Below are 24,717 nucleotides of genomic sequence, written 5' to 3'. Positions count from 1 at the left end.
GTCTTCAGAGACGGGCTATGCTTACAAGACCAAAAAGCAAGAACGAGTGAGGCAAAACGTTTGGCCTCCACGCAAAAGCGGCGCCAACAAACGTAAATATAAACCACATATCATAAATGATTTTGAGTACGGGTATAAATCGCTATATCCTTGCAAAAGAATTGAACGCTTTCACCAATCCGACGTGGCTAAGGCTCCAATGCGGCACTCAGCAGAGCGCAGACGATAAAGGTGAAATATCAAGCGATGAATATCCCGAAATTGCGGCTCATTTTTGCCTTATAACCGCCAGTCCGCTTCATAACTCGACGGGAGAGACAAGCTTTCGAGTGTACGAAGCTTCGTTAGCGCTACTTCACAACGATTTTTGCGGTCTTTACCTGTTCGCGGAAAAACACAAACAAACCGCTTCCCACTACCAGAGCCGCACCAACCAGCGTCAATATATCCGGCATATCACCAAAGACAATATAGCCGATGATAACCGACCATACGAGCTGCAAATAGTTGAATGGCTGAACCACAGTAAGGGGTACAAGGCTCAATGCTTTGATCATCAAAAAATGCCCTACAACCGAGGTAAAGCATAGTGCCACAAGTATCCATACATAGTGGCTATCCATATGAACCCAGAAGAACGGAAGTCCAAGATTCATAACCACAAGGCCGACAAGCCCGACATAGAAAAACGAGGTTTGTGGCTTGTCAATACCGCCAACAAGGCGGGTCAAAGCCATGTAAAGGGCGAAAAATAATGCTGCAACGAGTGCCCAGATTGCGCCGACAGACAATACGCCGCTTCCCGGTCGCAGCATAATCAGGATACCGATAAAACCGATAACCAGCGCACTCACTCTTCTCCAGCCAACTTTTTCCTTCAATAGAAATACCGCTATGATCGTACCGAAAAGCGGATAGGACTGGAAAATGGATGTCGCTTCGGCAAGTCCCATGACACGAAAAGCCAAGGCAATGGCAATGAGTTCCAAAAGAAGCAACAGACCGCGCAAACACTGGACAATCGGGCGTTTACTTTTGATATTGGCAATAAGGCCGCCACTTGCCGTTTTAGCCATATAGACACCGGCAAGGAAAAACACCCAATAACGAACCATAACAATAAAAGTAGCCGGATAGCTATGAACCAGCGTTTTGGTCATGGCATCCTGACAGGCAAAAATAACGGTTGCAGCAAGTGCAAGGCCAATACCCAAAAAGTAACGTGGCTCTGCCGATGGCGGCATTTTTACATGAAATTCCGGTGGCGCCGCTTTACGCATTTTCCTCACCAATCAGTTTGAACCACTGATTTTCGTCAATAATTTGCACTCCCAACTCCTGTGCTTTTGTCAATTTTGAACCTGCTCCGGGGCCAGCCACCACGAGATCTGTCTTCTTCGAGACCGATGCCGCAGTTTTTGCCCCCAATCTTTCTGCCATTGCCTTTGCTTCGTCACGGGACATGCGCTCCAGCGAACCGGTAAACACAATTGTTTTGCCCTGTACGGGCGACCTGTCGGTAACCGGCAAAACTTCATCCAGAGGAGTGACTTCGGCAAGTAAGGCTCGCAAAATATTGCGGTTATGTTCCTCGCCATAGAAATCGACAACAGCTTCGGCAACAATAAAGCCGATGCCTTCAATATTGGTGAGCTCGTTCCATGCATCATTTCCGCTTTCGCCGCTATTTTCTTCAGGATAACGTGCCGCCAAAGCAACCTTTTCGAAAGCATTATAGTTTTTGTACGCCCGCGCAAGTCTTCTTGCATTGACTTCGCCAACATGGCGAATGCCCAGCGCGAATAAAAACCGGCTTAGCGGTATTTGCCGGCGGGAATTGATGGCATCATAAAGTTTATGAACCGATGTGCGTCCGAAACCTTCAAGATTTTCCAATTTACTCAATGCTGTCTTCTGGCGCGTTTCAAGAGTAAATATATCAACAGGGCTGCGGATTGCCAAATTTTCGTCTTTGGCATTGAAGAAAAATTCCACCTGTTTTTCACCAAGCCCTTCAATGTCAAAGGCATTGCGGGAAACAAAATGGCGGATACGTTCCATTGCTTGCGCCGGACAAATGAGGCCACCCGTACAGCGACGCACGGCCTCCCCCTCTTCCCGCACTGCGTGACTTCCGCAAGCCGGACAAATATGCGGAAAGACATAAGGCTCGGCCGTCTTCGGGCGGCGCTCTTCGACAATGTCGACAATTTGCGGAATAACGTCACCGGCGCGTTGGATGACTACCGTGTCTCCGACGCGAATATCCCTGCCGCCCCGGATAGTTTCCCCTTTATTGCCAATACCCTTGATATAATCTTCATTATGAAGTGTAGCATTGGTAATCACCACGCCACCAACCGTAATCGGTTCGAGTCTGGCAACCGGTGTTAAGGCACCTGTGCGCCCCACCTGAATATCAATGGCTTTCAGAATGGTCATAGCCCGTTCAGCCGGAAATTTATGGGCAATTGCCCATCTTGGAGAACGCGAGATAAAGCCGAGCCGCTGCTGGAGCGCAAGGTCATTGACCTTATAGACAACGCCATCAATATCATAATCAAGATCGGCACGTTGTTCTTCGATTGCATGAAAATGTTCAAGCAGCCCGTCGGCCGAATGAAAGAGTTTCGTCAGCGGATTAACTGTAAAACCGTAAGAGCGGAAAACATCCATCATACCCAATTGCGTATCGGCCGGCATGCGGCTGACCTCGCCCCAGGCATATGCGAAATATTTGAGTTTACGCCGCGCGGTAATGCTGGCATCAAGCTGGCGCAAGGAGCCTGCAGCAGCATTTCTGGGATTGGCAAAAACCTGCTTGTTTTCAGCTTCATGGCGCTCGTTCAAGGCCTGAAAATCGGCGTGCGCCATATAGCACTCGCCCCTCACCTCGATAAGATCGGGATAATTGCCTTTCAAAACATGTGGAATATCGGAAATTGTTAGCGCATTGGCGGTGACATTTTCACCCACTGTTCCGTCACCGCGGGTCGCTGCTGTTACGAGTTTTCCATTTTCATATCGTAAAGACAGCGACAAGCCGTCAATCTTCGGCTCGGCAGTGATATCAAGCTCGTCATTATCTTTGAGGCGCAGAAAACGCCGGATGCGGTCAACGAAATCATAGACATCCTGATCGGAAAACGCATTATCAAGCGAAAGCATCGGGATGCGATGACGCACTTTTTCAAATTTTTCGGAAACCTTGGCGCCAACTTTGCGGGAAGGCGAATCCGGCCTGATCAATTCCGGAAAACGCTGTTCAATGGCATTGTTGCGCCGTCTGAGCGCATCATATTCGCCATCCGATATTTCCGGCTGATCTTTGGTATTATATAAATAATCATGGTGGGCAATTTCTTTTGCCAACCGTTCCAGTTCCTGTTTTGCCTGTTCGGGCGTGAGATCATCAACTGAAATATCTTGCATCATCGGTTTCCAGAATTCTTAAAAATGAGCCTGACAATATGATCGTTATCCGTTTTTCATTCCATGAAAACAAACATTGAATATGGCTCATTTTTAACAAGTGACCATATCTTTAGCGGATAAAACACCAAAGAACCACTGCCAACCATTGGTGCCACACTTTTATCTTATCAATTTATTGACATTCCGCTGAAGCCAAGAACAACTTGACGGAAAAATCGAACTCGTTGCTTTCTGTCGGTTTGATGAGAAAATACATCGCATTTCTCGAAGACCATACCTCCAGCAAAATAACAGACACGTAAAACTTCGCAAAATCGACTTTCTGGAACTTTTTTCATAAATAAATCAAATCCTCCCGACTTCGGCATCATGTCCGGACTTTTGATAAAAATAGAATTCCGTTGGAACAGAGGTCAGTCGTTGTTGTTTTTATTGCCGAATATTAAAAAGAATGATGAACACGGTGCCCAGAATATCCGACAAGGAAACAAAACTATCAGTCAAAAAAATATGCAGGTCGAGCTTTCCTTGTTTCTGATTGTTTCCGGATTCACTTGGCCGTATTATTGGCTTTAGTCAGCTATGTCTTCAAGATTTGCTGCGAGATTATGCGGCACTATTATAACACATTCCGGCTTTTCTGATGCGAATGATCCACCTTTTTTCAAAATCATATAGCCAGCCGCTTGATGAATTAGCCAGCCGCTTGACTTCGATTGATTAAACGAATTGCCGAACAACAGACTTTGAAATCGTTGAGCTTTTACGCCGCTACTTAAATTTGGTGTTTTCTATTTTGCATTAAGCAGTTTCAATGCCGCGGCGCGGGCTTCATCGGTAATATGTTCGCCTGCAAGCATGCGTGCAATTTCCTCGGCGCGTTCATCCATGTCGAGTTTATGGACACGCGTAATCAGGCGGTCACCATCCCCATGTTCGGATTTGGATATCAGGAAATGGCTGTCGGCACGGGCAGCCACTTGTGGCGCGTGAGTTACAGAAAGCACTTGTACACCTTTGGCAAGTCTGGACAGCCTCTGCCCGATAGCGTCGGCAACTGCACCGCCGACCCCGGTATCAATTTCATCAAAGACCAGTGTCGGAGCAGACCCCCGATCGGCAAGAGCCACTTTCAAAGCCAAAAGAAAACGCGACAATTCACCGCCCGAGGCCACCTTCATCATCGGACCTGCTCTTGTTCCGGGATTTGTGCGCACCCAATATTCAACCCTGTCTATTCCTTCGGGCGTACGTTCATCTGTGTTGCTCTCAATATTGACGATAAATTCCGCACGTTCAAGCTTGAGAGCCGGCAATTCGGCCATGACGGCTTTTGTCAATTCTTCTGCCCGTTCATGCCGTTTTTGCGAAAGCCGTCCGGCCGCCTTGTCATAATCGGCAAGGGCTGCAGCAACTTCTTTTTCAAGTTTTCCGACGGTTTCCTCGCTCTGGTCAAGATCTTTCAAATCCTGATCCATCTTGTCGCGCAACTCCGACAGATTGTCGGCGGGAACATTATATTTACGTGCGGCGGCACGCAAAGCAAACAACCGTTCTTCGACATTGCTTAATTCTTGCGGGTCAAAATCGAGAGCGCTCATGGCTGCATCAACGCTATCCTGTGCAAGGCCCAAAGCTTCAAGCGCATTATCGATTGAATCCACGATTGGTTTGACAAGTTCCTCTGCTTCGGGAATTTTCCTTTCAAGCCGCCGAACGAGATTTGCCAAAACCGGAACTGGTGATTGCGCGCCGTTCAACATATCTCCGGCCTCATTGATGTCGCCTGCAATTTTTTCGGCTTTCATCATATCGGTACGCCGGATTGCCAAGCTTTCTTCTTCCCCGGCCTCGGGGGCAAGCTTATTGAGCTCTTCAACAGACGAGCGCAAATAGTCCGCCTCGCGCAAAGCTTCTGCGACTTTCTCGCGATGTTTCTTCAACGTTGTTTCGAGATCATGCCAATGGTGATAACGTTCTCTCACCGCTTTAAGGTCATCGTCTACACGTCCATAGGCATCAAGAAGATCGCGATGGGAGGCAATATCGACAAGCGCACGATCGGCATGCTGCCCATGGATTTCAACAAGCTCATGGCCAACGTCACGCATCAGAGCAACGCTTGCCGCCTGATCGTTAATGAACACACGCGAACGACCATCCGAAGACTGGATACGGCGCAGGATAATATCACCTTCGTCATCAAGGCCATTTTCTTTGATAAGTTTTCTGGCAGGGTGGTCAATCGGCGCATCAAAAACAGCCGTTACCTGCCCGCTTTCTGCACCATGGCGCACAAGGGAAGCATCACCCCGCCCCCCGAGTGCAAGAGAAAGCGAATCAAGCAGAATAGACTTGCCGGCACCGGTTTCACCAGTGAGTACCGACAGGCCCGTTTCAAAGTTGATATCGAGCCTTTCGATCAGAACGATGTCGCGGATCGAAAGCTGTACAAGCATCTAGGGTCAAGAGCCTTTTTTCAGACCGGTTTTATTCAAAGCGCGGGATATCCACGATCCTTTATTTTCCTGAGGAGCAACACCACCCTTTTGCAGCAGGTTGAAGGCATCCTTATACCATTTGCTTTCCGGATAGTTTTGTCCGAGAACGGCAGCAGCCGTTTGCGCTTCCGATGTCAAACCCAAAGCATAGTTAGCTTCTGTCAAACGATAGAGCGCTTCCTCGATCTGGTTTGTATTCGAATATTCTTCGACAACGGTGCGGTAACGCTTGATAGCCGAAAGATATTGCTTACGCTCCTGATAATAGCGGCCAATCTGCATTTCTTTACCGGCAAGCTGTTCGCGGCCGAAACGTATCTTGGTCTTGGCATCATCGACATATTCCGAATTCGGATAGCGGTCGACAACTTCCTGCATAGCGGCAATTGCGCGCTTTGTGTCTTTCTGGTCGCGCGTAATATCGGGAATCTGTCTGAAGTAGGAAAGTCCGATGATATAATAGGCATATGCGGCTTCTTCGGACGTCGGATAGAGGGCAATATAGCGCTTGGCCATATTGACCGCTTCATCATAGTTGCCTTTGCGGTAATTGGTGAAAGCACCCATGACCAGAGCTTTACGAGCCCATTCGGTATAAGGATGCTGGCGATCAACTGCATCGAATTTTTTTGCAGCTTCGCTCAAACGACCTGCATCAAGGTTGGCCAAAGCCTGATTGTAAAGAACATCCGGCGGATCGATCTTTTCAACATAGGATGTCAAATCGACATCTTTATCTTTCTTCGAACAACCGGCTGTCAGGCAAACGCTGCCAAGCATCAGCCCGATCAGGACTTTACGTACGATAGTGGATTTTTTGCTTTCAGCATCCATAATATACGAATTCAACTTCGTCATGCTCTCTCCGGCCTTCCGGCATTCCCTTGTTTATCAAAACCCAAAAGACAACACCGGGACCATGTCCTTGCCCGAATAGAAGTCATGGGAGGTTATAACCAGCTATTATCAACCTATAACATTAACATTGGATTAGCCGATTTTTACTCAATCGGTCAATCATTCGTTATAGACTGAATTATGGCAATTCCCTGAAAACTAAAGTATTGGAAGTCAATTTCCATCAAAATTCTTTGGTCTCGAATGCGGAAGGATCGTGAAGCAACGCTTTTACGAGCTTTGCATTCAACGAATGTCCGCCACGAAAAGAACGGAAAAGACCTATAAAAGGTGAACCTGTCAATGCTGTATCACCAATGGCATCCAACAATTTATGGCGAACAAATTCGTTTTCATAATAGGTTCCGCCGGGGTTTATTACCTTGTCATCTGCATCAATAACAATTGAATTTTCCAGGGATGAACCGAGCGCCATACCGGCAGCCCATAAAGTTTCCACATCTTTGAGAAAGCCGAATGTACGAGCTTTTGAAATCGCTTCCTTGAACTTTTCCGGCTCGCAATCAAAAACGAAGGTACTCTTTCCGATTATCGGCGTTGGAAATTCGATCGAAACATCAAAACGTCTACCTTCAAACGGCTCGATTTCGGCAAAACCGGTCGCTGATTCGACTCGTACAGGTTTTTTTATGACAATAAATTTGCGCTTGGCCTTCTGGTTGACGACGCCTGCCTTGTCAAAAGCTTCACAGTAACTCCATGATCCGCCGTCGAGAATGGGTAGCTCGTTCTGTGATACTTCAATATGAAGGTTATCAAGATTATAGGCGCTGATTGCGGCCATCAGATGTTCGATCGTTTCAACGCACACCGCGCCTGATCCCAAGCTTGTCGAACGCTCGGTTGCTCCGGTTTCTGCCGAGATAGCACGGAATTTCTTTTTGTCACCTGTCGGGGTCGATCTTATAAACACGATCCCCTCGCCGACTTCTGCCGGATGGATTGTCACAGTCGAGGCAAGCCCGCTATGTACACCGTGTCCGCTTAACGTAACAGACTTCGCCAAAGTCGACTGGTAATGGGGATCAAGATGAGAATTCTTATGTTTGCCAACCATAGTTGAAAGATTTTCCCTTTGTGAGGCTTATCGAAACTTTCTTTCACATAGCACTATTGGCAACAATCTTCGACATTGAATTTCTTTTCTCTTCATTCAACGCAAAAACCGCCTTTCGATTTACCGGAATTTGTACATCGGATATCTTTTAACCTGTCTATTTTGAACCGCAGTTCCTTGCAGGTTCAAAATCCGAAAATCCACTTTCGCATCGGCGTGCATTTCACCAATTTGAAATGAGAAAAATTCCAACCTCTCTTTCTCGATTTGACTTCAAGTTAAACAAATTCTTTCTGCGTTTATTAATTAAAGGTAGTCACAACGCATGCGCGACTTTAGCCATTTCAAGCTTTTATTGTTATTTTTATTGGAATGAGCGATTATGCAACGACTGAGCCTCTTTCCAAACTCTTTCATAAGTTCGGCAAGTTATCAAACTCGAAAATTGACAAAAAAGCAAAAACGTGGTCACGCGATACAATGAATAGCTTCATGAATTAACCTCCCGAAGAGGTAATGCATTGACTGGTCGTCGGTCGATTTTCCGCTGTCTCTATCGTGATATATTCCAAAACCTGTTCCCGAGCGTGCTTGCCATAAAATCAGCAATCGTTCATGACAAGCCCATTAAAAACCGAATTGCCAAAGAAAAATTAGGAAAAATTTATAAAACGCAAAAAAAACCGCTGTTTAAAAAAACAGCGGTAATTTTGAGAAGGTTATTGGGGCTTTTTATTATATCGGCGTTCCATTCCGGAAAGCCGAATTATTATTACCATTTATTCAGTTTGCCTGACGGCGCAGAAAAGCCGGAATTTCCAACTGTTCTTCTTCACTGACAGGTTGCCGTTGTTGCGTCTGAGGGCGCATCTGCGGTTCAGCCGCCTGCTGACGGCGCGGTGCATAAACTGCAGCGTCAGATGAAAGCTGACGGCGATTTTCCTGTGCGGGCAAGACCGGCTCACGATTTTGCTTGCGTTGAGGTTCCAACCGTGCAGTCGGTTCCTCGTCACGATGGATAAGGCTCTGTGTCAGTTTCTGCCAGAGGCTGCGTGGTCCCTGCTGGGCCGGTTGACGATGTGCTGCCGCATTGGCTTTTTCGCGGGCAACCGACGGAAAATCACGCAATTCCGGCATCCTGACAGGTGCAGGACGCGATTGCGGTGCCGGTTGTTTTTCACGCATTGACGGCACTTCCGTCATTTCGTCGAGTACGCGGGCTGTTGCTTCCATGTTAACCGGAGCAGCAGATGTTTGCGGCTGTGCCATGCGCGGAGCCTGCTGCATACGCGGTGTTTGCGGCATTTGCTGCGGTTGTGCATGCACTGTAGACGAAGCCTGGATTTGCGGGTTGGCGCGCTGCGGAATAGCATTGCCATTCGACATCGGCGTTTTGAAAATTTCGCTTTGCGGACGGAACGGTTCTTCAACCGGTCTATTCATTTCCAGTTCGAGAGCTTCCATAACTTCGACCATCGGCTGGGCCTTGGCGCCAGACAACTGTGCCTTAGGACCATTTTGCGGAGCAGCCGAATTTTCGAGTTTACGAACCGGACTTGCAATTTGGCTTCCTTGTCCGTCGGTATCGGCGCCTTCTACATTCGCGCGATCAATGCCGGTTGCAACAACCGAAACGCGGATGACACCTTCAAGCGACTCGTCGTCAATGGCACCAAAAATAACATTGGCATCGGCATCGACTTCTTCGCGGATGCGGTTCGCAGCCTGGTCAACCTCGAACAAGGTAAGATCGCGACCACCTGTAATCGAAATCAACAAGCCGCGTGCACCGCGCATTGATGTTTCGTCAAGCAGCGGATTGGCAATGGCCGCTTCTGCAGCAGCAAGTGCACGATTTTCACCGGAAGCTTCACCGGTTCCCATCATTGCGCGACCCATTTCATGCATGACCGAACGTACGTCGGCAAAATCAAGATTGATAAGGCCTTCTTTGATCATCAGATCGGTGATCGAAGCAACGCCCGAATAAAGCACCTGATCGGCCATCATGAACGCATCGGCAAAAGTTGTCTGTTCATTTGCAATGCGGAACAGGTTCTGGTTTGGAATAACAATCAATGTATCAACACATTTTTGCAATTCCTCAATGCCTGCTTCGGCAGTTTTCATGCGACGGGCACCTTCAAATTGGAAGGGCTTGGTCACAACACCGACTGTCAGAATGCCTTTTTCTCTTGCTGCACGGGCAACCACTGGTGCTGCACCGGTTCCGGTGCCACCCCCCATACCACAGGTGATGAAGACCATATGCGAATTACCAAGATGATCGACAATCTCGTCGAGACATTCTTCGGCAGCCGCCTGACCGACTTCCGGAAGTGCACCGGCGCCCAGACCTTCGGTTACCGCTGCACCAAGCTGGATCACACGATCAGCCTTTGACATGGTAAGCGCTTGCGCATCTGTGTTGGCGACGACAAAATCAACACCTTGTAATCCGGCATTGATCATGTTGTTGACTGCATTACCGCCGCCACCACCGACGCCAAAAACAGTGATGCGTGGCTTCAATTCTGTAATATCTGGCCCGTGCAGATTGATTGTCATTGTCTTTTCCTTCTCAATAAGTACACCGCAAAGCCCTTAGCGGTAGAATTTTAAAAACATAACTCAACAACTCAAAAACTCTCGCGCAGCCATTGGCCTACGCGTTGAAACCGTCCCCCCGTACCAGTCTTGAGTTGACCGATCGTATGGACAATTTTTTCCTCGAAACTTGCTGTCTGCGGATAGATCATCAAACCGACGACTGCCGAGAAAGCAGAGCCTTTTGCCAAAGTCGGCAGCCCCGATACTCCGAGTGGACGGCCGACCCGCACATTGCGTCCCAATATTTTCCTCGCCGTTTCCGGCAAACCAGTTAACTGGCTCCCGCCGCCAGTCAACACGATACGCTTTCCAATGACATGACCGAAGCCCGAGCGGTTCAAACGGTCACGCACCATTTCAAGAATTTCTTCAACCCGTGCCTGAATAATCCGGGTAAGCACAGCGCGCGGATATTGCATTTCACTACGCTCGTCGGCAATCGGCGAAATACTGATCATATGGCGGTCATCGACGCCTCCGGGAAGTGTCGACCCGTGCATAACCTTGAGCCTTTCGGCATCTTCAAGAGGCATCGAAAAACCGCGGGCAATATCAAGTGTTACATGATTGCCGCCAACAGGAATGGCATCGGCATGAACAAAACGGTTATCCGAAAAAACAGAAAATGTCGTGGTGCCACCACCAATATCAATGCAGGCAGCGCCCAAACGCGCTTCATCATCGACCAGAACTGCAAGGCCACTTGCAAATGGTGTTGCAACCATTGCTTCAACACTGATGTGGGCACGATTGATGCAGGCTTCCAGATTTCGCAACGGTACAGTTTCTGCGGTTAGAACATGAACGTCTACGCCAAGCAAATTACCGGTCATTCCGACAGGGTCGGAAATGCCTTTTTCACTATCCAGCGAATAACTAAGAGGTATTGAATGAACAATATGACGATCAAGCTCGAAAGCCTTTTGCGAAGCACTCGCCAGAACCGAGCGGACATCGCGCAAAGAAACTTCACGACCGCTTACATCATATTCACCATGAACGACAACGCTTCGCAAGCGGGCAGACGAAAAATTGACGATCAGTGAATCGACAATGAGGCCAGCCATTTTCTCGGCTGCGTCAACTGCCAAGCGAACAGATTGTTCGGCTGCTGCCATATCCATGACGACGCCGGACTTTATTCCACGAGAGCGCTGTACACCGAACCCCAATATTTCGATATGGTGCGTGCGGCCGGGAAGATATTGCATATGATCGAACGGGCGCAAACGGGCAATGACACAAACAACCTTGCTTGAGCCCATATCAAGCACCGTCAACAGGCGTGCCTTGCGCAATCCGTTATGGCCTGAACCAAGCAAATTCATGCGTGACCTGCCTTCTGCGCCTTCAAGCGACGCTCTTCTTCCTTAACAACGTTATTGCGTCGTTCCACTGCCTCGTCCGACAGCGCAACGGTAATACGATCAGGAAGCCGTAAATCAACACTCAGCACATCACGTGAAAAAAGCCCTTGTTCCTTATCTGCTTTGACTGCATCGGCAAGTCTCGCCATAGCATTGGCTTCCGGCAATTTGATACGAACACCATTATCAAGAAGTACATCCCAACGCCGGTCGCCAACACGTATATAAGCCCGAACATGTTCCTGAATTTCAGGAAAAGCAGCCAATTCATGCACAAAGCCGGAAGCCTTTTTATCGGCACCGATACCGACAACAAGTGGTAAATCACCAGCAAGACCGGGCTTGAAAGGAACGATAACTCTGCCGTCATTATCGATAATGTCAAGGTCATCGCCATGTTGCCAGACCGCGTATGGCTGGCGTTCAACAAGCGAAACACGTACGCGATCGGGATATATTTTTTGCACATCAACCGATTGCACCCACGGCAATTCGCTTAAAACTTTACGCGCTTCAACAGCATCAAAACCTATCATTGAAGTTTCGCCGTCAAGTCCAAGTGCCGAAAGAACGTCAAGTTCCGACATTCTGTTATTGCCGGCAATTTCCACATCTTCAACTGCAAAACCAAATGTCGAGGTAGTCGCTTTCACCACCTCATCGGTGTGACCACCGGCTGAAATACCATAGAGAGCCGTTGCTCCTAAAAAAAGAACTGCTGCAACCGTGCCAAAATGGCGTGGCAGCTCGATATCGGCCAAAACGAGTTGCGAGACAGTACGCCGCAACCGCCTGTAGAGGCGGGGCAAATTCGACATGACAGGTGTCGAAAAACCATCTCCGTTCTGACTGTTCAACGCATACACGACGCGTCCTCCACCATCCATTTTACGAGGTCACCAAATGAAAGACCTGAAACTTTCGCCATATCGGGAACAAGTGATGTCGGTGTCATTCCGGGCTGCGTATTGATTTCCAACCAGACCAACTCACCCTTTTCCTCGTCATAACGAAAATCCGAACGGCTAACACCCTTGCACCCTAATGCTTGATGTGCCGCTACCGACATCCTTTGCACATTTTGGTAAATATTTGGTGAAAGTGATGCAGGACAAACGTGTTTTGACCCACCCGGTTTGTATTTTGATTGAAAATCATAGAACTGGAAATCTTTATCCGGCACAATTTCGCAGACATCCAGTGCTTTGTCACCCAAAACCGTGCATGTAAGCTCACGTCCGGCAATGTATTTTTCAACAATAACATCATCACCATAATGCCAGGATGAACCGGTTATTTCTGCGGGCGGTGTATTCTGACCGGCTTTGACAATAACAACGCCGAAACTTGACCCTTCATAGACAGGCTTAATGACATAAGGTGGTTCGATCGGATGGGTTTTGCCAATTTCAAAACGGTTCATAACACGTGACGGTGCCACCGAGACGCCATTTGCCGAGGCAACAATTTTTGCCCGCCCTTTATCCATAGCAAGAGCAGATGCCAGAACACCCGAATGGGTGTAGGGAATTTGCAAAAATTCCAATATGCCCTGAATGCGCCCATCTTCACCGAAAATTCCGTGCAAAGCATTGAACGCGACATCAGGTTTTATTTCGGCCAGTTTCGAAGCAACATCACGCCCGACATCCACTTTGGTGACTTTATAACCGACACTTTCGAGAGCTTCCGCACAGGCTGCGCCGGAGGACAAACTGATCGGCCTTTCAGAAGAAAAACCACCCATCAATACGGCAACGTGCTTGCTTGCCATGCTCAAAAGCTCCCTCAGCAACTACTATATTTAGTCCCCTTGCATCAAACCGATACAATTGATCGTTTTGAATTCCAAATCATCCTTGCGAATCAATGGACTAGCGTTAACCATAATGAATCAGAATCGGCCTTCCATGACAAGTCCCGCAAAGTGCAAGATGCTGATTCGTAAGGTGAAATTCCGTTCATCCCCTTGAAATGACTCATAGATTTTTTTCAGTTTTTTTTCATGCTTGGCTTTTTCGAAGAAGCATAAAATTCGCATCTCTGAAAAACGTGAAAATTTCAAATTGAAACATTTATATTTTTAGAAAATTTTTCTATATTTATTGCTACCAACTGTTTGCCTGCTTTCTTCACCGAAATAGTTTCCGTTTTTTGATGCGTAATGGCAATAAAAAATCATAAATAACCAAGTTTTATCAGAAAGTTTTCGCCTAATGGTTTGCAAGGAAACACAACTATTCAAAAGCAGTTTCATTTTTTCCACGCTAATATTTAATAACACTTTAAATCGTATTCTGTATTTGCTTAATCAAAATAACAAACGCATAAATTGGTTTTATGCTAAACATTTCTTATTTTATAAGAAAATTCGCAATAACTTTTATTTATAAAAAACAGATTATATTTATTTTTAAATTATTAAAGCGTTTTGTGATGACTTGCGGCGCTTCAAAGGCAACAAGCATAGGAATGAACAAACATCGCAAGAATTGAAATAGCCGGAGGAGCAACCGTCCGTTTCCCGAAAAATTATTCTAGTTGTTGCGATAATTTCCACTTACAGTCATCTATGGTAACTGAACGAGCTATCGTAATAAGCTCATCCTTCCATTATTTATGCGTTATCTGAAGGAGACGGCACAAATGGCTTGACTTCTTTACCGGTCACAAATTGGCCTATACGTTTGATTTCCCAATGGAGGTTAATTCCGGTTTTTTCAAACACTCGTTTCCTTACTGTTTCGCCTAAAAGCTCGAGATCATAGGCAGTTGCATTGCCGGTGTTGATCATGAAGTTGCAGTGCATGGTGCTCATCTCGGCACCACCAATTGTCAAACCACGGCAACCTGCTTCATCAATGACTTTCCAAGCCGACGTGCCCTCCGGGTTACGGAAGGTTGAACCACCGGTTTTTTCGCGGATCGGTTGAACCTCTTCACGGTGACGAATAGCCTCGTCCATGGCTTTCTTGATATCTTCCTTATTACCTTTTTGGCCTTCAAGCAGTGCTCCAACAAAGATCAAACCATCGTCGACTTTTGATTGACGATAGGAATAGTGCATATCCGATAGATTGAGGATATGGCGTTTTCCTTCGCGGTCGAGTGCATAGACTTCAACAACATGTTGCGCTGTTTCACCGCCATTTGCACCGCCATTCATCTTCAATGCTCCACCGAGACCACCCGGTATGCCGCAATAAAAATGAAAGCCTGAAATTCCCGCCTCAAAGGCAACAGAAGCAAGCCTTTTATCGGTCGTTGCCGCACCGGCAAAAATACGCGTTTGAGAAACTTGCTGGGTTTCGCCGAAACCTTTGGCCGAAAGGCGGATTGTTACACCGGCAATGCCGCCATCACGTATCAGCAAATTGGAACCGATACCGACAATTGTTATCGGTATATCACGCGGCAATTTTTGTAAAAAAGCTGCAAGATCGGCTTCATCTGCCGGTTGATAGAAGACCTCGGCAAGGCCACCGGCGCGAAACCAGGTGACTTTGCTCATATCCACATTCGGGTGAATTCGCCCTCTTATACCTTCAAGAGAAGGTTGCAACCGCTTTAAAAGTGCTTCGCCATCTATCATCTGACTAAAACTTATTTTTTATCAAGATCTGCCAATTCATTGGGGAGAGCATATGCCCATTGGGTAATATTGCCAGCCCCGAGGAACACAACATAATCACCGGGCTTGGCAATTTTTCTGACAATCGGGGCGATTTCCTTCGGATCGGCAATATAACGAGCATCACGGTGGCCGGCAGTTTTGATGCGGTCAACCAGAGCTTTCGAGTTGACACCTTCGATCGGGTCTTCTCCGGCCGGATAAACCGGAGCGACGAGAATTGTGTCGGCATCATTGAAACAGGTGGCAAATTCGTCAAAAAGGTTATGAAGGCGTGTATAACGGTGAGGCTGCGCAATAGCAATCACACGACCTTTTACACTCTCACGAGCAGCTTTGAGCACAGCCTTTATTTCAACCGGATGGTGTCCATAGTCATCGAAAATTTCCACTCCGTTCCAGCTACCGGTATGGGTAAAGCGGCGTTTGACACCGCCAAAGCCCGCCAATCCTTTGATAATGGCGTCATCAGAAACGCCAAGTTCGTGGGCAACAGCAATGGCTGCCGTGGCATTAAGAACATTATGACGGCCAGGCATTGGCAAAACCAGATTTTTCATCTCGATAACCGCGCCGGTTTTACGCGAGCGGATGACAACATCGAAATGCGATTTCGGGCCTTCCATATGGTGGTTCAGAAAACGCACATCCGCCTGCGGGTTGGAGCCGTAAGTAATAACGCGGCGATCATCAATGCGGCTCACCAATGCTTGCACTTCCGGATGATCAAGACACATGACGCCAAAACCGTAAAAGGGGACATTCTCGACAAATTGCAAGTAAGCCTCACGTTCAGCCTCGAAAGTGCCGTAATGGTCGAGATGTTCAGGATCAATATTGGTAACAACCGCAACATCGGCAGGAAGTTTCAAAAATGTACCATCGCTTTCGTCGGCTTCGACCACCATCCAATCACCTTCCCCCATACGAGCATTGGTACCATAAGCGTTGACAATACCGCCATTGATCACAGTCGGGTCCATATTACCGGCTTCCAAAAGCGTGCCGATGAGTGACGTGGTCGTGGTTTTTCCGTGCGTACCGCCAATGGCAACAGCCTGTTTGAAACGCATCAATTCGGCAAGCATTTCAGCCCGACGGACAATTGGCAAATGCCGTTCTTTGGCTGCAATATATTCCGGATTATTTTTATGAATAGCCGTTGAAACAACGACAACTTCCGCCTGCCCAAGATTATCGGCACTGTGGCCGACATGAATTTTTATTCCATGGGCGCGCAAACGCTCGACATTGGCATTGTCCGCCTGATCGGAACCTTGAACTTTATAACCAAGATTATGGAGCACTTCGGCAATACCGCTCATGCCTATGCCCCCAATTCCTACAAAGTGGATAAGGCCAATACTCAAGGGCATTTTCATGAAGTTTCTCCTTCTTTATATTCTTTCACTGTTTTGCCCGCCACCAATGCTTCTGCAAGATCTGCCAATTTTTTTGTGGCATCTCTATGACCTGCAGTTTTGGCAGCTTTTGCCTGTGTAACGAGAAGAGTGCTATTTTTGGCAACAGCATCAATCATTTTTGCAAGCTCGTGGCTATCAAGTTCTTTCTGCTGCATCACTTTAACGGCACCTGTTGCCGCGAGCCTCGCAGCATTGGCTGCCTGATCGTGATCAAGTGCGTAAGGATAAGGAACAAGCAAAGCGGGTCGGCCGATTGCTGCAATTTCCGACACTGTAGAAGCGCCCGACCGTGCGATAATAAAATGTGCATCGGCAATACGCTTCGGCATATCCTCGAAAAATTCTTTAACTTCGGCTTCGACTTGGAGATTCCGATAAGTTTCCAGGAGTTTCTTATCGTCGCCCCTGACCTGCTGGACAATATGGAGGCGTTTTTTGACATCATCGCCAAGTAGTTTTACCGCCGCCGGTACAACTTCGTTGAAAAATGAAGCTCCCTGACTGCCACCGAAAATCAAAAGATTGAAAACATCATTGCCGTCAGATGGGTGATATGGCTGATTTGAGGCTTCAATCACCGCGTCGCGCACCGGATTGCCGGTTACAACAATCTTGTCTTTATACTGCCCTTCATCTTCAAGAAAACCACCGGCAATCGCATCAACCCGTGCAGCCAAAGCTTTATTGGCGCGCCCCATCACTGCATTTTGCTCGTGGATAAAAGCACGCAAACCGATCGACTTTGCGGCATAAAGCGGTGGCAATGTGGGATAACCGCCAAATCCGACGACAAGAACCGGCCGCAATTTCCTGAATAGTCGCCGTGATGCGCGCACACCTTTCAAGAGTTGCCAGAGCGTTCGTGCAACTGCGAAAGGATTTTTGCTCGTTATGGTTGCCGAGGGAATGACATGCACATGATCATCGTCAAATGTGCGTACAAAGCGTCTCGCCCTGTCATCGGTAATCAAATGGACATCATAGCCCCGCCGGACGAGTTCGCCTTTTAAAGCTTCAGCAGGAAAAAGATGGCCACCGGTGCCGCCTGCAACCAGAACAATTGTTTTTTTATCAGTCATCTCACACCGCCGGCATAATTGTCGGTAACGACGCGGAAAGCCTTGCTTCAGGGCGTCTGCGCGTCAAGCTCAACAAGATTCCCATGGAAATCGCAATGGCCACCATAGACGAACCGCCATAAGAGATAAATGGCAAAGTCATGCCTTTTGGCGGCATCAAGTGCAGGTTCACTGCCATATTGATCATGGATTGGCAACCGAACAGAATAGCCATGCCGGCAATGGCAAAGCGTGTAAACGAATCCCGTTCATTCATGGCAATTTTCATGGATCTGATAACAATGAAGGCGAAAAGTGCAACAATCAGCAGGCAAAGAACAATGCCATATTCTTCCGCAGCCACCGAAAATACAAAGTCGGTGTGACTGTCGGGAACAATCCGTTTGACAGTACCCTCGCCCGGCCCTTGCCCGAACCAGCCGCCGTGAAGAATGGCTTCACGCCCGACATCCACCTGAAAAGTATCGCCTTCGCCGGTCAAAAACCCGTTGACACGTTCCTGAACGTGGTGAACAAAAAGATAGGCGCCAAAACCGCCAACAATTGCAAGCCCGATGAACAGAATAATGATGAAAATCGGCACACCGGCAAGGAAGAACAAGCCGCCCCAAGTGGCGCTGATCAGCATTGTCTGCCCGATATCGGGTTCAAGCACCAGAAGGCATGCGCATGTTGCATAAAGAATAATGGCAAGCAAAAAGCCGGGAATGCCATTTTTACGGGTCTGATCGGAAAAAAGCCATGCCGACATAACGACGAAAGCCGGTTTCATGAATTCGGATGCCTGCACAGAAACGCCGAGTACGGAAATCCACCGCCTCGACCCCTTGACTTCAGCTCCGAATAATAAGGTTGCGACCAATAGAACAAGCGTTACAAGCAATAGCAGTGCACAAAACCGGCGAATGTTGCGCGGAGTAAAAAAGGAAACAAAAATCATCGTAAAAAGTGCGGGGAAGCTGAAAATGATGTGCCAACGCACAAAATAGAAGCTGTCTGCAATACCGATTTTGCTGGCGACAGTGGGACTTGCAGCAAAGGAAAGCATAATGCCAAGCCCCATTAACATGAGACAGGCTGCCAAAATTGGCCGGTCTATTGTCCACCACCAATTGGCTATCGGTCCACGGTCGGCACGAGAAACCATTTCAACCCCTTTGTCACTATCATCCAGTCAAGCACAACTTTTGCTCATTCGCCCATGGAAATTACGCCGAAAAGGATTCCGGTTGGTTAACGTCGGCTAAACTTTTTAATTATTGGACAAAAAAAATGGCTTCAGCGTTCTTAAACCGAAGCCATAAAATATAGTAGAAACAAAAGCGGAGATTACAACGCTTTTACAAAAGCCTTGAAGGCATCACCGCGAGCGCCATAATTTTTAAACTGATCATAGCTTGCACAAGCAGGCGAAAGCAGAACGGCCACTTCTTCGGCTTTGTCTGCCCCCGCATCCTGATGGGCTTCCTGAACAGCTTTTTCCAGTGTTCCCGACATTGAAATCGGAAATGCTCCGTTGATAGTGCGGGCAAAATCTTCCGCAGCATCACCAATGAGATAGGCTTTACGGATTTTTGGAAAATAATCTTTCAACGCGGTAATGCCGCCTTCTTTTGCAAGACCGCCAATAATCCAGTAAATATGGTCAAAGGTGGCAAGTGCCGGTGCACTGGCCTCGGCATTGGTTGCCTTGCTATCGTCGACATAAAGAGCATTGCCGATTTTTCTGACCTGCTGCATACGGTGCGGCAGCCCGACATAGGAGGCAAAGATCCGCTGCAATTCAACCGGTTTTATTTTCAAAATATCAAGGGTGGCGAGTGCCATTAACGCATTCTGGGCATTGTGGCTGCCGCGAAGCGAGGAAATTCCGGAAAGCGACAAACGTGCTTCCGGTTTGCCATTCTCCACACTGAAAAGCTCGTCTTTAACAGCATAATATCCGCTCTTCAATACCTTGTCTTTTGATACCGGCAAAACGTTATGACGGGCGTTTAAAAGCTCTTCATAGATTTTTGTCGAGTTTTCATCATCAACCGCAACGAGTGCCGTTTTCGCGCCGTTTACCAGCCGTTTCTTGATTTCGCTATAATGCGCAAATGTCCCGTGCCGGTCGATATGATCGGGCGAGATATTAAGAAGAATGCCGACTGTCGGATTGATGGACGGGGTGAGATCAATCTGGAAAGACGAGCATTCGATCACATAAAAACGATTTTTCTCAAATGCTTCAAGCGACAAAATAGCGGTGCCGATATTGCCCCCCATTTCCGACAATTTTCCGCTCTCGTTCAATAGGTGATTGATGAGTGCTGTTGTGGTCGATTTGCCATTGGTGCCAGTAATTGCAATGAATGGCATATCCTCGTCGGAAAGTTTATGATGTTTGAGATAAGCGTTGCGCTCGCGAATAAATAGTTCGATGTCGCCGATAATTTCGACACCGGCAGCTTTTGCAAGTTTGACTGTCCAATGGGGTTCCGGATTGGTGAGCGGCACTCCGGGAGCTAGAACGAGAGCCGAAATTTTTGACCAATCGACGTTATGAAGATCGCTCACCGGTATATTCTGGCCCCGCGTTTTTTCGACGGTCTCCATCTTGTCGTCCCATGCGAGAACTTCCGCACCACCGGCAAGAAGCGATTTTGCTGTTGCAACACCCGAACCACCGAGTCCGAAGAGTGCTACTTTTTTATTTTTGAAAGAATTGACTATAATCATTTTGCTTATCTCAGTTTGAGAGTTGAAAGACCGATCAGGGCAAGTACAATCGAAATAATCCAGAAGCGTATTACAACCTGGCTTTCAGTCCAGCCTTTTTTCTCGAAATGATGATGAATCGGTGCCATGAGGAAAACGCGTTTTCCTGTCAATTTGAACCAGAACACCTGAATGATGACGGAGAGTGCTTCCATAACAAATAATCCGCCAATGACAGCAAGAACGATTTCATGTTTGGTTGCAACCGCAACAGCACCCAACATGCCGCCAAGTGCAAGCGAGCCGGTGTCGCCCATAAAAATCGCAGCCGGCGGCGCATTAAACCACAAAAAGCCTAGTCCCGCTCCGACAACAGCGCCGAGAAGAACGGTAAGTTCCCCCGAACCCGCAACATAATGGATTTGCAGGTAATCGGCAAAATTGATATTGCCGGACAAATAGGCGATGAGCGCAAATGACGAAGCGGCAACCATGACCGGAACAATAGCAAGTCCATCAAGACCATCGGTGAAGTTGACCGCGTTACCGGATCCCACCATGACAAAAGCAGCAAAGGGTATGAAAAACCAACCAAGATTGAGCAAATAATCTTTGACAAAAGGAAGTGCGAGACCTGTTGATTCTGTATGCATAATGACGCCGGAGGCAACAATAGCAATGATAAATTCCAGTGTCAGACGGGCTTTTCCCGAAAAGCCTTTTTCGCTTTGTTTGGTAACTTTGAGATAATCATCATAAAAGCCGATTGCCCCGAACGCCAACATGACGAGAAGCACAACCCAAAAATAGATATTGGCAAGGTTACACCATAAAAGTGCAGAAACCACCGTGCCGCTTAAAATCATCAAACCGCCCATTGTCGGTGTACCGGCTTTTTTGAAGTGGGTTTGCGGGCCATCGGCACGGATTGGCTGGCCTTTGCCCTGACGCACTTTCAACGAAGCAATAATGCTTGGTCCGAACAGAAAAACAATAAGTCCCGACGTTAGCAAAGCCGCACCGGTGCGGAATGTGATATAGCGGAACACACCGACACCGGGCAGAATATCGGTCAGTGATGAAAAATACATCAACATGGAAGCTTGGCCTTTTTAACTTTCAATTGGCTTTCTTATAACGTTCGAGCAAAGCCGACACAACACGCGAAGAGCGAATAGAATTCGATGATTTGACCATGATGACATCACCATCATGAATGTCTTTGAGAATGAGAGGGATAATCTCTTCGACATTTTCTTTCAAATAGACTTTGAGCTTTTTGGTAAGCTCGTCTCTTAGAGGTTCGATTTCACGACCGATGAGATAAACCGGATTGGCACCCGAGGCAAAAACCGGTTCGGCAAGTTCGCGGTGAAGTTTTTCGCTATATTTGCCAAGTTCGAGCATATCGCCAAGCACGGCAATGCGCCGCCCGCGTGCACCGGTTTTTGCTTGTTTCAAAAGTTCAAGACTTGCCCGCATCGAAGCGGGATTGGCGTTATAGCTTTCATCAATCAGCGTGAATGTACCGCCCGATGGCAGTTCCAGATGATAACGCGCACCACGCCCGTTTTCGGCGCTAAAAGTTGCCATTGCCATCACGATATGTGCCATATCGGCACCAACGCAATCACATGCGCCGAGCACTGCCAGACAGTCTTGCACGATATGGCGCCCGGGAGCGGCTACTTTCACCATGGCTTCATCGTTACCAATCTTCACACTCATACTTGAACAGTCGGCCAACATATGGAGTTTTTCCAAACGGTAATCAGCAAAATCGGCTTCGCCGAAACTCAATATATTTTCAATCCCGCAGGCTTTAGCTTTATCGGAAAGAAAATAGAAAAAATCATCATCTGCGTTAAGAAGAGCTGTTCCGCCTTTGACAACACCTTCGAAAATTTCCGCTTTGGCAGTTGCAATTTCCTCGATACTTGAAAAGAATCCCAGATGCACCGCCGCAACCTTGGTGATAATGGCTAAGTGAGGCCGCACCATTTTTACCAATGGACGGATTTCACCAGAATGGTTCATGCCGATTTCAAACACTCCGTAATCTGTATCGGCTGGCATACGGGCAAGGGTTAGCGGTACCCCCCACTGATTATTGAACGACGCAGGATTGGCGTGAACTTTTCCGACAGCTCCAAGACAGTGGCGCAATGCTTCTTTCGTCGTCGTTTTGCCGACAGATCCGGTCACAGCAATAATTTTTGCGCTTGATCTTGCCCGCGCTGCCACTGCAAGCTCATCCAATGCCTTCAGCGCATCATTAACCGCTATCATTGGTACGCCAAGCTTTTGGAGATCCGCTTTGTGGGCTTTTTCGATAATCAACAAGCCTGCGCCGGCCTCGGCAGCTTTCGCCGCAAAATCATGGCCGTCGAGTTTTTCGCCCTTGATACAGAAAAAGATTTCGTTAGGCTTTACGGTGCGGCTGTCTATCGAAACGCCTGACAACTCATCCGGCAAATTGCCGATAACCTCGCCATCAATTGCTTTTTGTAACTCGGCTTTCGTCCATAATGGCATCATTTATGCTGTCCTTCCAAGGCCTCCGTTATTTCCTGATGGTCAGAAAAAGGATGGACTTCGGTTCCGATAATCTGGCCCTTTTCATGCCCTTTTCCGGCAACGACCAATGTATCGCCGCTCTGAAGCAGAGAAATGGCATAACGGATGGCTTCGCGTCTATCCCCGATCTCTTTGGCACCGCTTGCTGCTGCCATAATTTCTCTACGGATTTCGGCAGCATTTTCAGTGCGCGGATTATCATCGGTCACAATAACAATATCGGCATATTTGGTAGCGATTCTTCCCATAATCGGGCGTTTACCCTTGTCACGGTCACCGCCACAGCCGAACACCACAATCACTCTTCCGGTGGTGAATGCTTTTACAGCAAGCAAAACCTGTTCCAGCGCTTCCGGTTTATGGGCATAATCAACATAGATTGCCGCTTTATCTTTTGTTGTACCGACAAGTTCAAGACGCCCCGGTGCTCCCTGCAACCGTTCAAGTGCACGGAATACCGCTGCAGCAGAAACACCGGTTGCAAGGGCAAGCCCGCCGGCAACCAGCGCGTTGGAAACCTGAAAATCGCCTGCAAGTGGCAAGGTGAACTCGAAAACCTCTCCATCGACAATGCAATCGACAAATTGACGTGAGCGTTGATGCTCGACATGACGGAGTTTGATAAAATCGCCCTTGCGACCGACGGTCAGAACTTTCCGTTTTGCACGTTTGACATGTTCGATTGCCGCTTCCGAAAACTTGTCATCGGCAAAAATGACGGCCGGTGCATCTTTCGGCAAAAGTGTGTCGAACAAACGCATTTTCGCCCTGAAATAATCCTCGACAGTCGGGTGATAATCCATATGGTCACGACCGAGATTGGTAAAGGCTGCTGCTTTCAATTTCACCCCGTCAAGCCTGCATTGATCTATGCCATGGGAAGACGCTTCCATGGCAACATGGGTCACACCTTCGTCAACAAGTTCGGCCATTGTTTGTTGTAATCTTACCGGATCGGGGGTCGTGAGTGAGCCATATTCGTTTCTTGTCGGTGTAATAACACCGATAGTGCCGATCGTTGCTGCTGCAAAACCGGCATCCTTCCAGATCTGGCGCGTAAATGACGCCACAGATGTTTTGCCGCTGGTGCCGGTAACGGCCACAACTGTGTCGGGTTGCTTGCCAAAAAACCGTGCAGCAACAATGGCAAGCTCGTGACGTGCATCGGGAACTCGCAAAACCGGCACTTTTTTCGACTTCAGTTTAAAATCATGGTCGGTTAGAATTGCAACTGCGCCGCGTTTTGCTGCATCCTCCGCATAAACGCCGCCATCTCCCTTATTGCCTTTAAGTGCAACAAACAGAAATCCGGGTAATACTTTTCGTGAATCGGCTGTAACACCCTTGATTTCAACCGAAGAAAGGGATGAATCCCATGCTTTTCCCAAAAGTTGATCAAGTTTCATGCGTTATCCCCT

General features: G+C 47.8%; 17 protein-coding genes. All 17 read right to left on the bottom strand.

Features of this window, described 5'->3' with window-relative positions:
- Positions 1–350: 350 nt before the first annotated feature.
- On the bottom strand, positions 351–1,280 hold the full coding sequence (locus tag H3V14_RS04985) for a DMT family transporter (RefSeq protein ID WP_198227032.1): 930 nt from the start codon (positions 1,278–1,280) through the stop codon (positions 351–353).
- The gene (gene ligA, locus H3V14_RS04980) at positions 1,273–3,432 is read right to left on the bottom strand and encodes an NAD-dependent DNA ligase LigA (protein ID WP_198227156.1); all 2,160 of its coding nucleotides are present in this window, start codon (positions 3,430–3,432) and stop codon (positions 1,273–1,275) included. Before ligA ends, H3V14_RS04985 begins: the two co-directional genes overlap by 8 nt.
- A gap of 794 nt (positions 3,433–4,226) precedes the next feature.
- Positions 4,227–5,894: a DNA repair protein RecN gene (recN, locus tag H3V14_RS04975; RefSeq protein ID WP_198227030.1), complete on the bottom strand. Its 1,668-nt coding sequence runs from the start codon at positions 5,892–5,894 to the stop codon at positions 4,227–4,229.
- Between the two features lie 6 nt (positions 5,895–5,900).
- A complete protein-coding gene (locus tag H3V14_RS04970) occupies positions 5,901–6,716 on the bottom strand; it encodes an outer membrane protein assembly factor BamD (protein WP_371809443.1) in 816 nt (271 codons plus the stop codon).
- A gap of 301 nt (positions 6,717–7,017) precedes the next feature.
- Positions 7,018–7,911 carry a UDP-3-O-acyl-N-acetylglucosamine deacetylase gene (lpxC, locus tag H3V14_RS04965; RefSeq protein WP_198227028.1) on the bottom strand — a complete coding sequence of 298 codons (894 nt, stop codon included), beginning with the start codon at positions 7,909–7,911 and terminating at the stop codon, positions 7,018–7,020.
- A gap of 783 nt (positions 7,912–8,694) precedes the next feature.
- A complete protein-coding gene (gene ftsZ, locus H3V14_RS04960; RefSeq protein ID WP_198227026.1) occupies positions 8,695–10,479 on the bottom strand; it encodes a cell division protein FtsZ in 1,785 nt (594 codons plus the stop codon).
- Positions 10,480–10,550: 71 nt separating this feature from the next.
- Positions 10,551–11,849 carry a cell division protein FtsA gene (gene ftsA / locus H3V14_RS04955; protein ID WP_075868696.1) on the bottom strand — a complete coding sequence of 433 codons (1,299 nt, stop codon included), beginning with the start codon at positions 11,847–11,849 and terminating at the stop codon, positions 10,551–10,553.
- A complete protein-coding gene (locus H3V14_RS04950; RefSeq protein ID WP_198227024.1) occupies positions 11,846–12,775 on the bottom strand; it encodes a cell division protein FtsQ/DivIB in 930 nt (309 codons plus the stop codon). Before H3V14_RS04950 ends, ftsA begins: the two co-directional genes overlap by 4 nt.
- Positions 12,742–13,662, bottom strand: coding sequence for a D-alanine--D-alanine ligase (locus H3V14_RS04945; RefSeq protein ID WP_198227022.1), 921 nt, complete (start codon positions 13,660–13,662; stop codon positions 12,742–12,744). Before H3V14_RS04945 ends, H3V14_RS04950 begins: the two co-directional genes overlap by 34 nt.
- A gap of 843 nt (positions 13,663–14,505) precedes the next feature.
- Positions 14,506–15,480, bottom strand: a complete 975-nt coding sequence (murB, locus tag H3V14_RS04940) for a UDP-N-acetylmuramate dehydrogenase (RefSeq protein WP_198227020.1) — start codon at positions 15,478–15,480, stop codon at positions 14,506–14,508.
- A gap of 11 nt (positions 15,481–15,491) precedes the next feature.
- On the bottom strand, positions 15,492–16,901 hold the full coding sequence (gene murC, locus H3V14_RS04935; RefSeq protein ID WP_075868706.1) for a UDP-N-acetylmuramate--L-alanine ligase: 1,410 nt from the start codon (positions 16,899–16,901) through the stop codon (positions 15,492–15,494).
- A complete protein-coding gene (murG, locus tag H3V14_RS04930) occupies positions 16,898–18,022 on the bottom strand; it encodes an undecaprenyldiphospho-muramoylpentapeptide beta-N-acetylglucosaminyltransferase (RefSeq protein WP_198227018.1) in 1,125 nt (374 codons plus the stop codon). Before murG ends, murC begins: the two co-directional genes overlap by 4 nt.
- A 1-nt stretch (position 18,023) precedes the next feature.
- On the bottom strand, positions 18,024–19,169 hold the full coding sequence (locus tag H3V14_RS04925) for an FtsW/RodA/SpoVE family cell cycle protein (RefSeq protein ID WP_075916732.1): 1,146 nt from the start codon (positions 19,167–19,169) through the stop codon (positions 18,024–18,026).
- A gap of 182 nt (positions 19,170–19,351) precedes the next feature.
- The gene (murD, locus tag H3V14_RS04920; RefSeq protein ID WP_198227016.1) at positions 19,352–20,743 is read right to left on the bottom strand and encodes a UDP-N-acetylmuramoyl-L-alanine--D-glutamate ligase; all 1,392 of its coding nucleotides are present in this window, start codon (positions 20,741–20,743) and stop codon (positions 19,352–19,354) included.
- 5 nt (positions 20,744–20,748) lie between these two features.
- Positions 20,749–21,819 (bottom strand): phospho-N-acetylmuramoyl-pentapeptide-transferase, encoded by a 1,071-nt coding sequence (gene mraY, locus H3V14_RS04915; RefSeq protein WP_075868714.1) that lies wholly within the window; start codon positions 21,817–21,819, stop codon positions 20,749–20,751.
- Positions 21,820–21,841: 22 nt separating this feature from the next.
- Complete coding sequence (locus H3V14_RS04910) at positions 21,842–23,260, bottom strand: UDP-N-acetylmuramoylalanyl-D-glutamyl-2,6-diaminopimelate--D-alanyl-D-alanine ligase (RefSeq protein ID WP_198227014.1); 1,419 nt, start codon at positions 23,258–23,260, stop codon at positions 21,842–21,844.
- The gene (locus H3V14_RS04905) at positions 23,257–24,705 is read right to left on the bottom strand and encodes a UDP-N-acetylmuramoyl-L-alanyl-D-glutamate--2,6-diaminopimelate ligase (RefSeq protein WP_075868717.1); all 1,449 of its coding nucleotides are present in this window, start codon (positions 24,703–24,705) and stop codon (positions 23,257–23,259) included. Before H3V14_RS04905 ends, H3V14_RS04910 begins: the two co-directional genes overlap by 4 nt.
- Between the last annotated feature and the right edge of the window lie 12 nt (positions 24,706–24,717).

This window comes from Bartonella sp. W8151, assembly GCF_016100385.1.
GTDB classification, from domain to species: Bacteria; Pseudomonadota; Alphaproteobacteria; order Rhizobiales; family Rhizobiaceae; genus Bartonella; species Bartonella apis.
The sequence above is the reverse complement of the archived record's forward strand: the minus strand, read 5'-3'. Positions and strand labels throughout refer to the sequence as shown.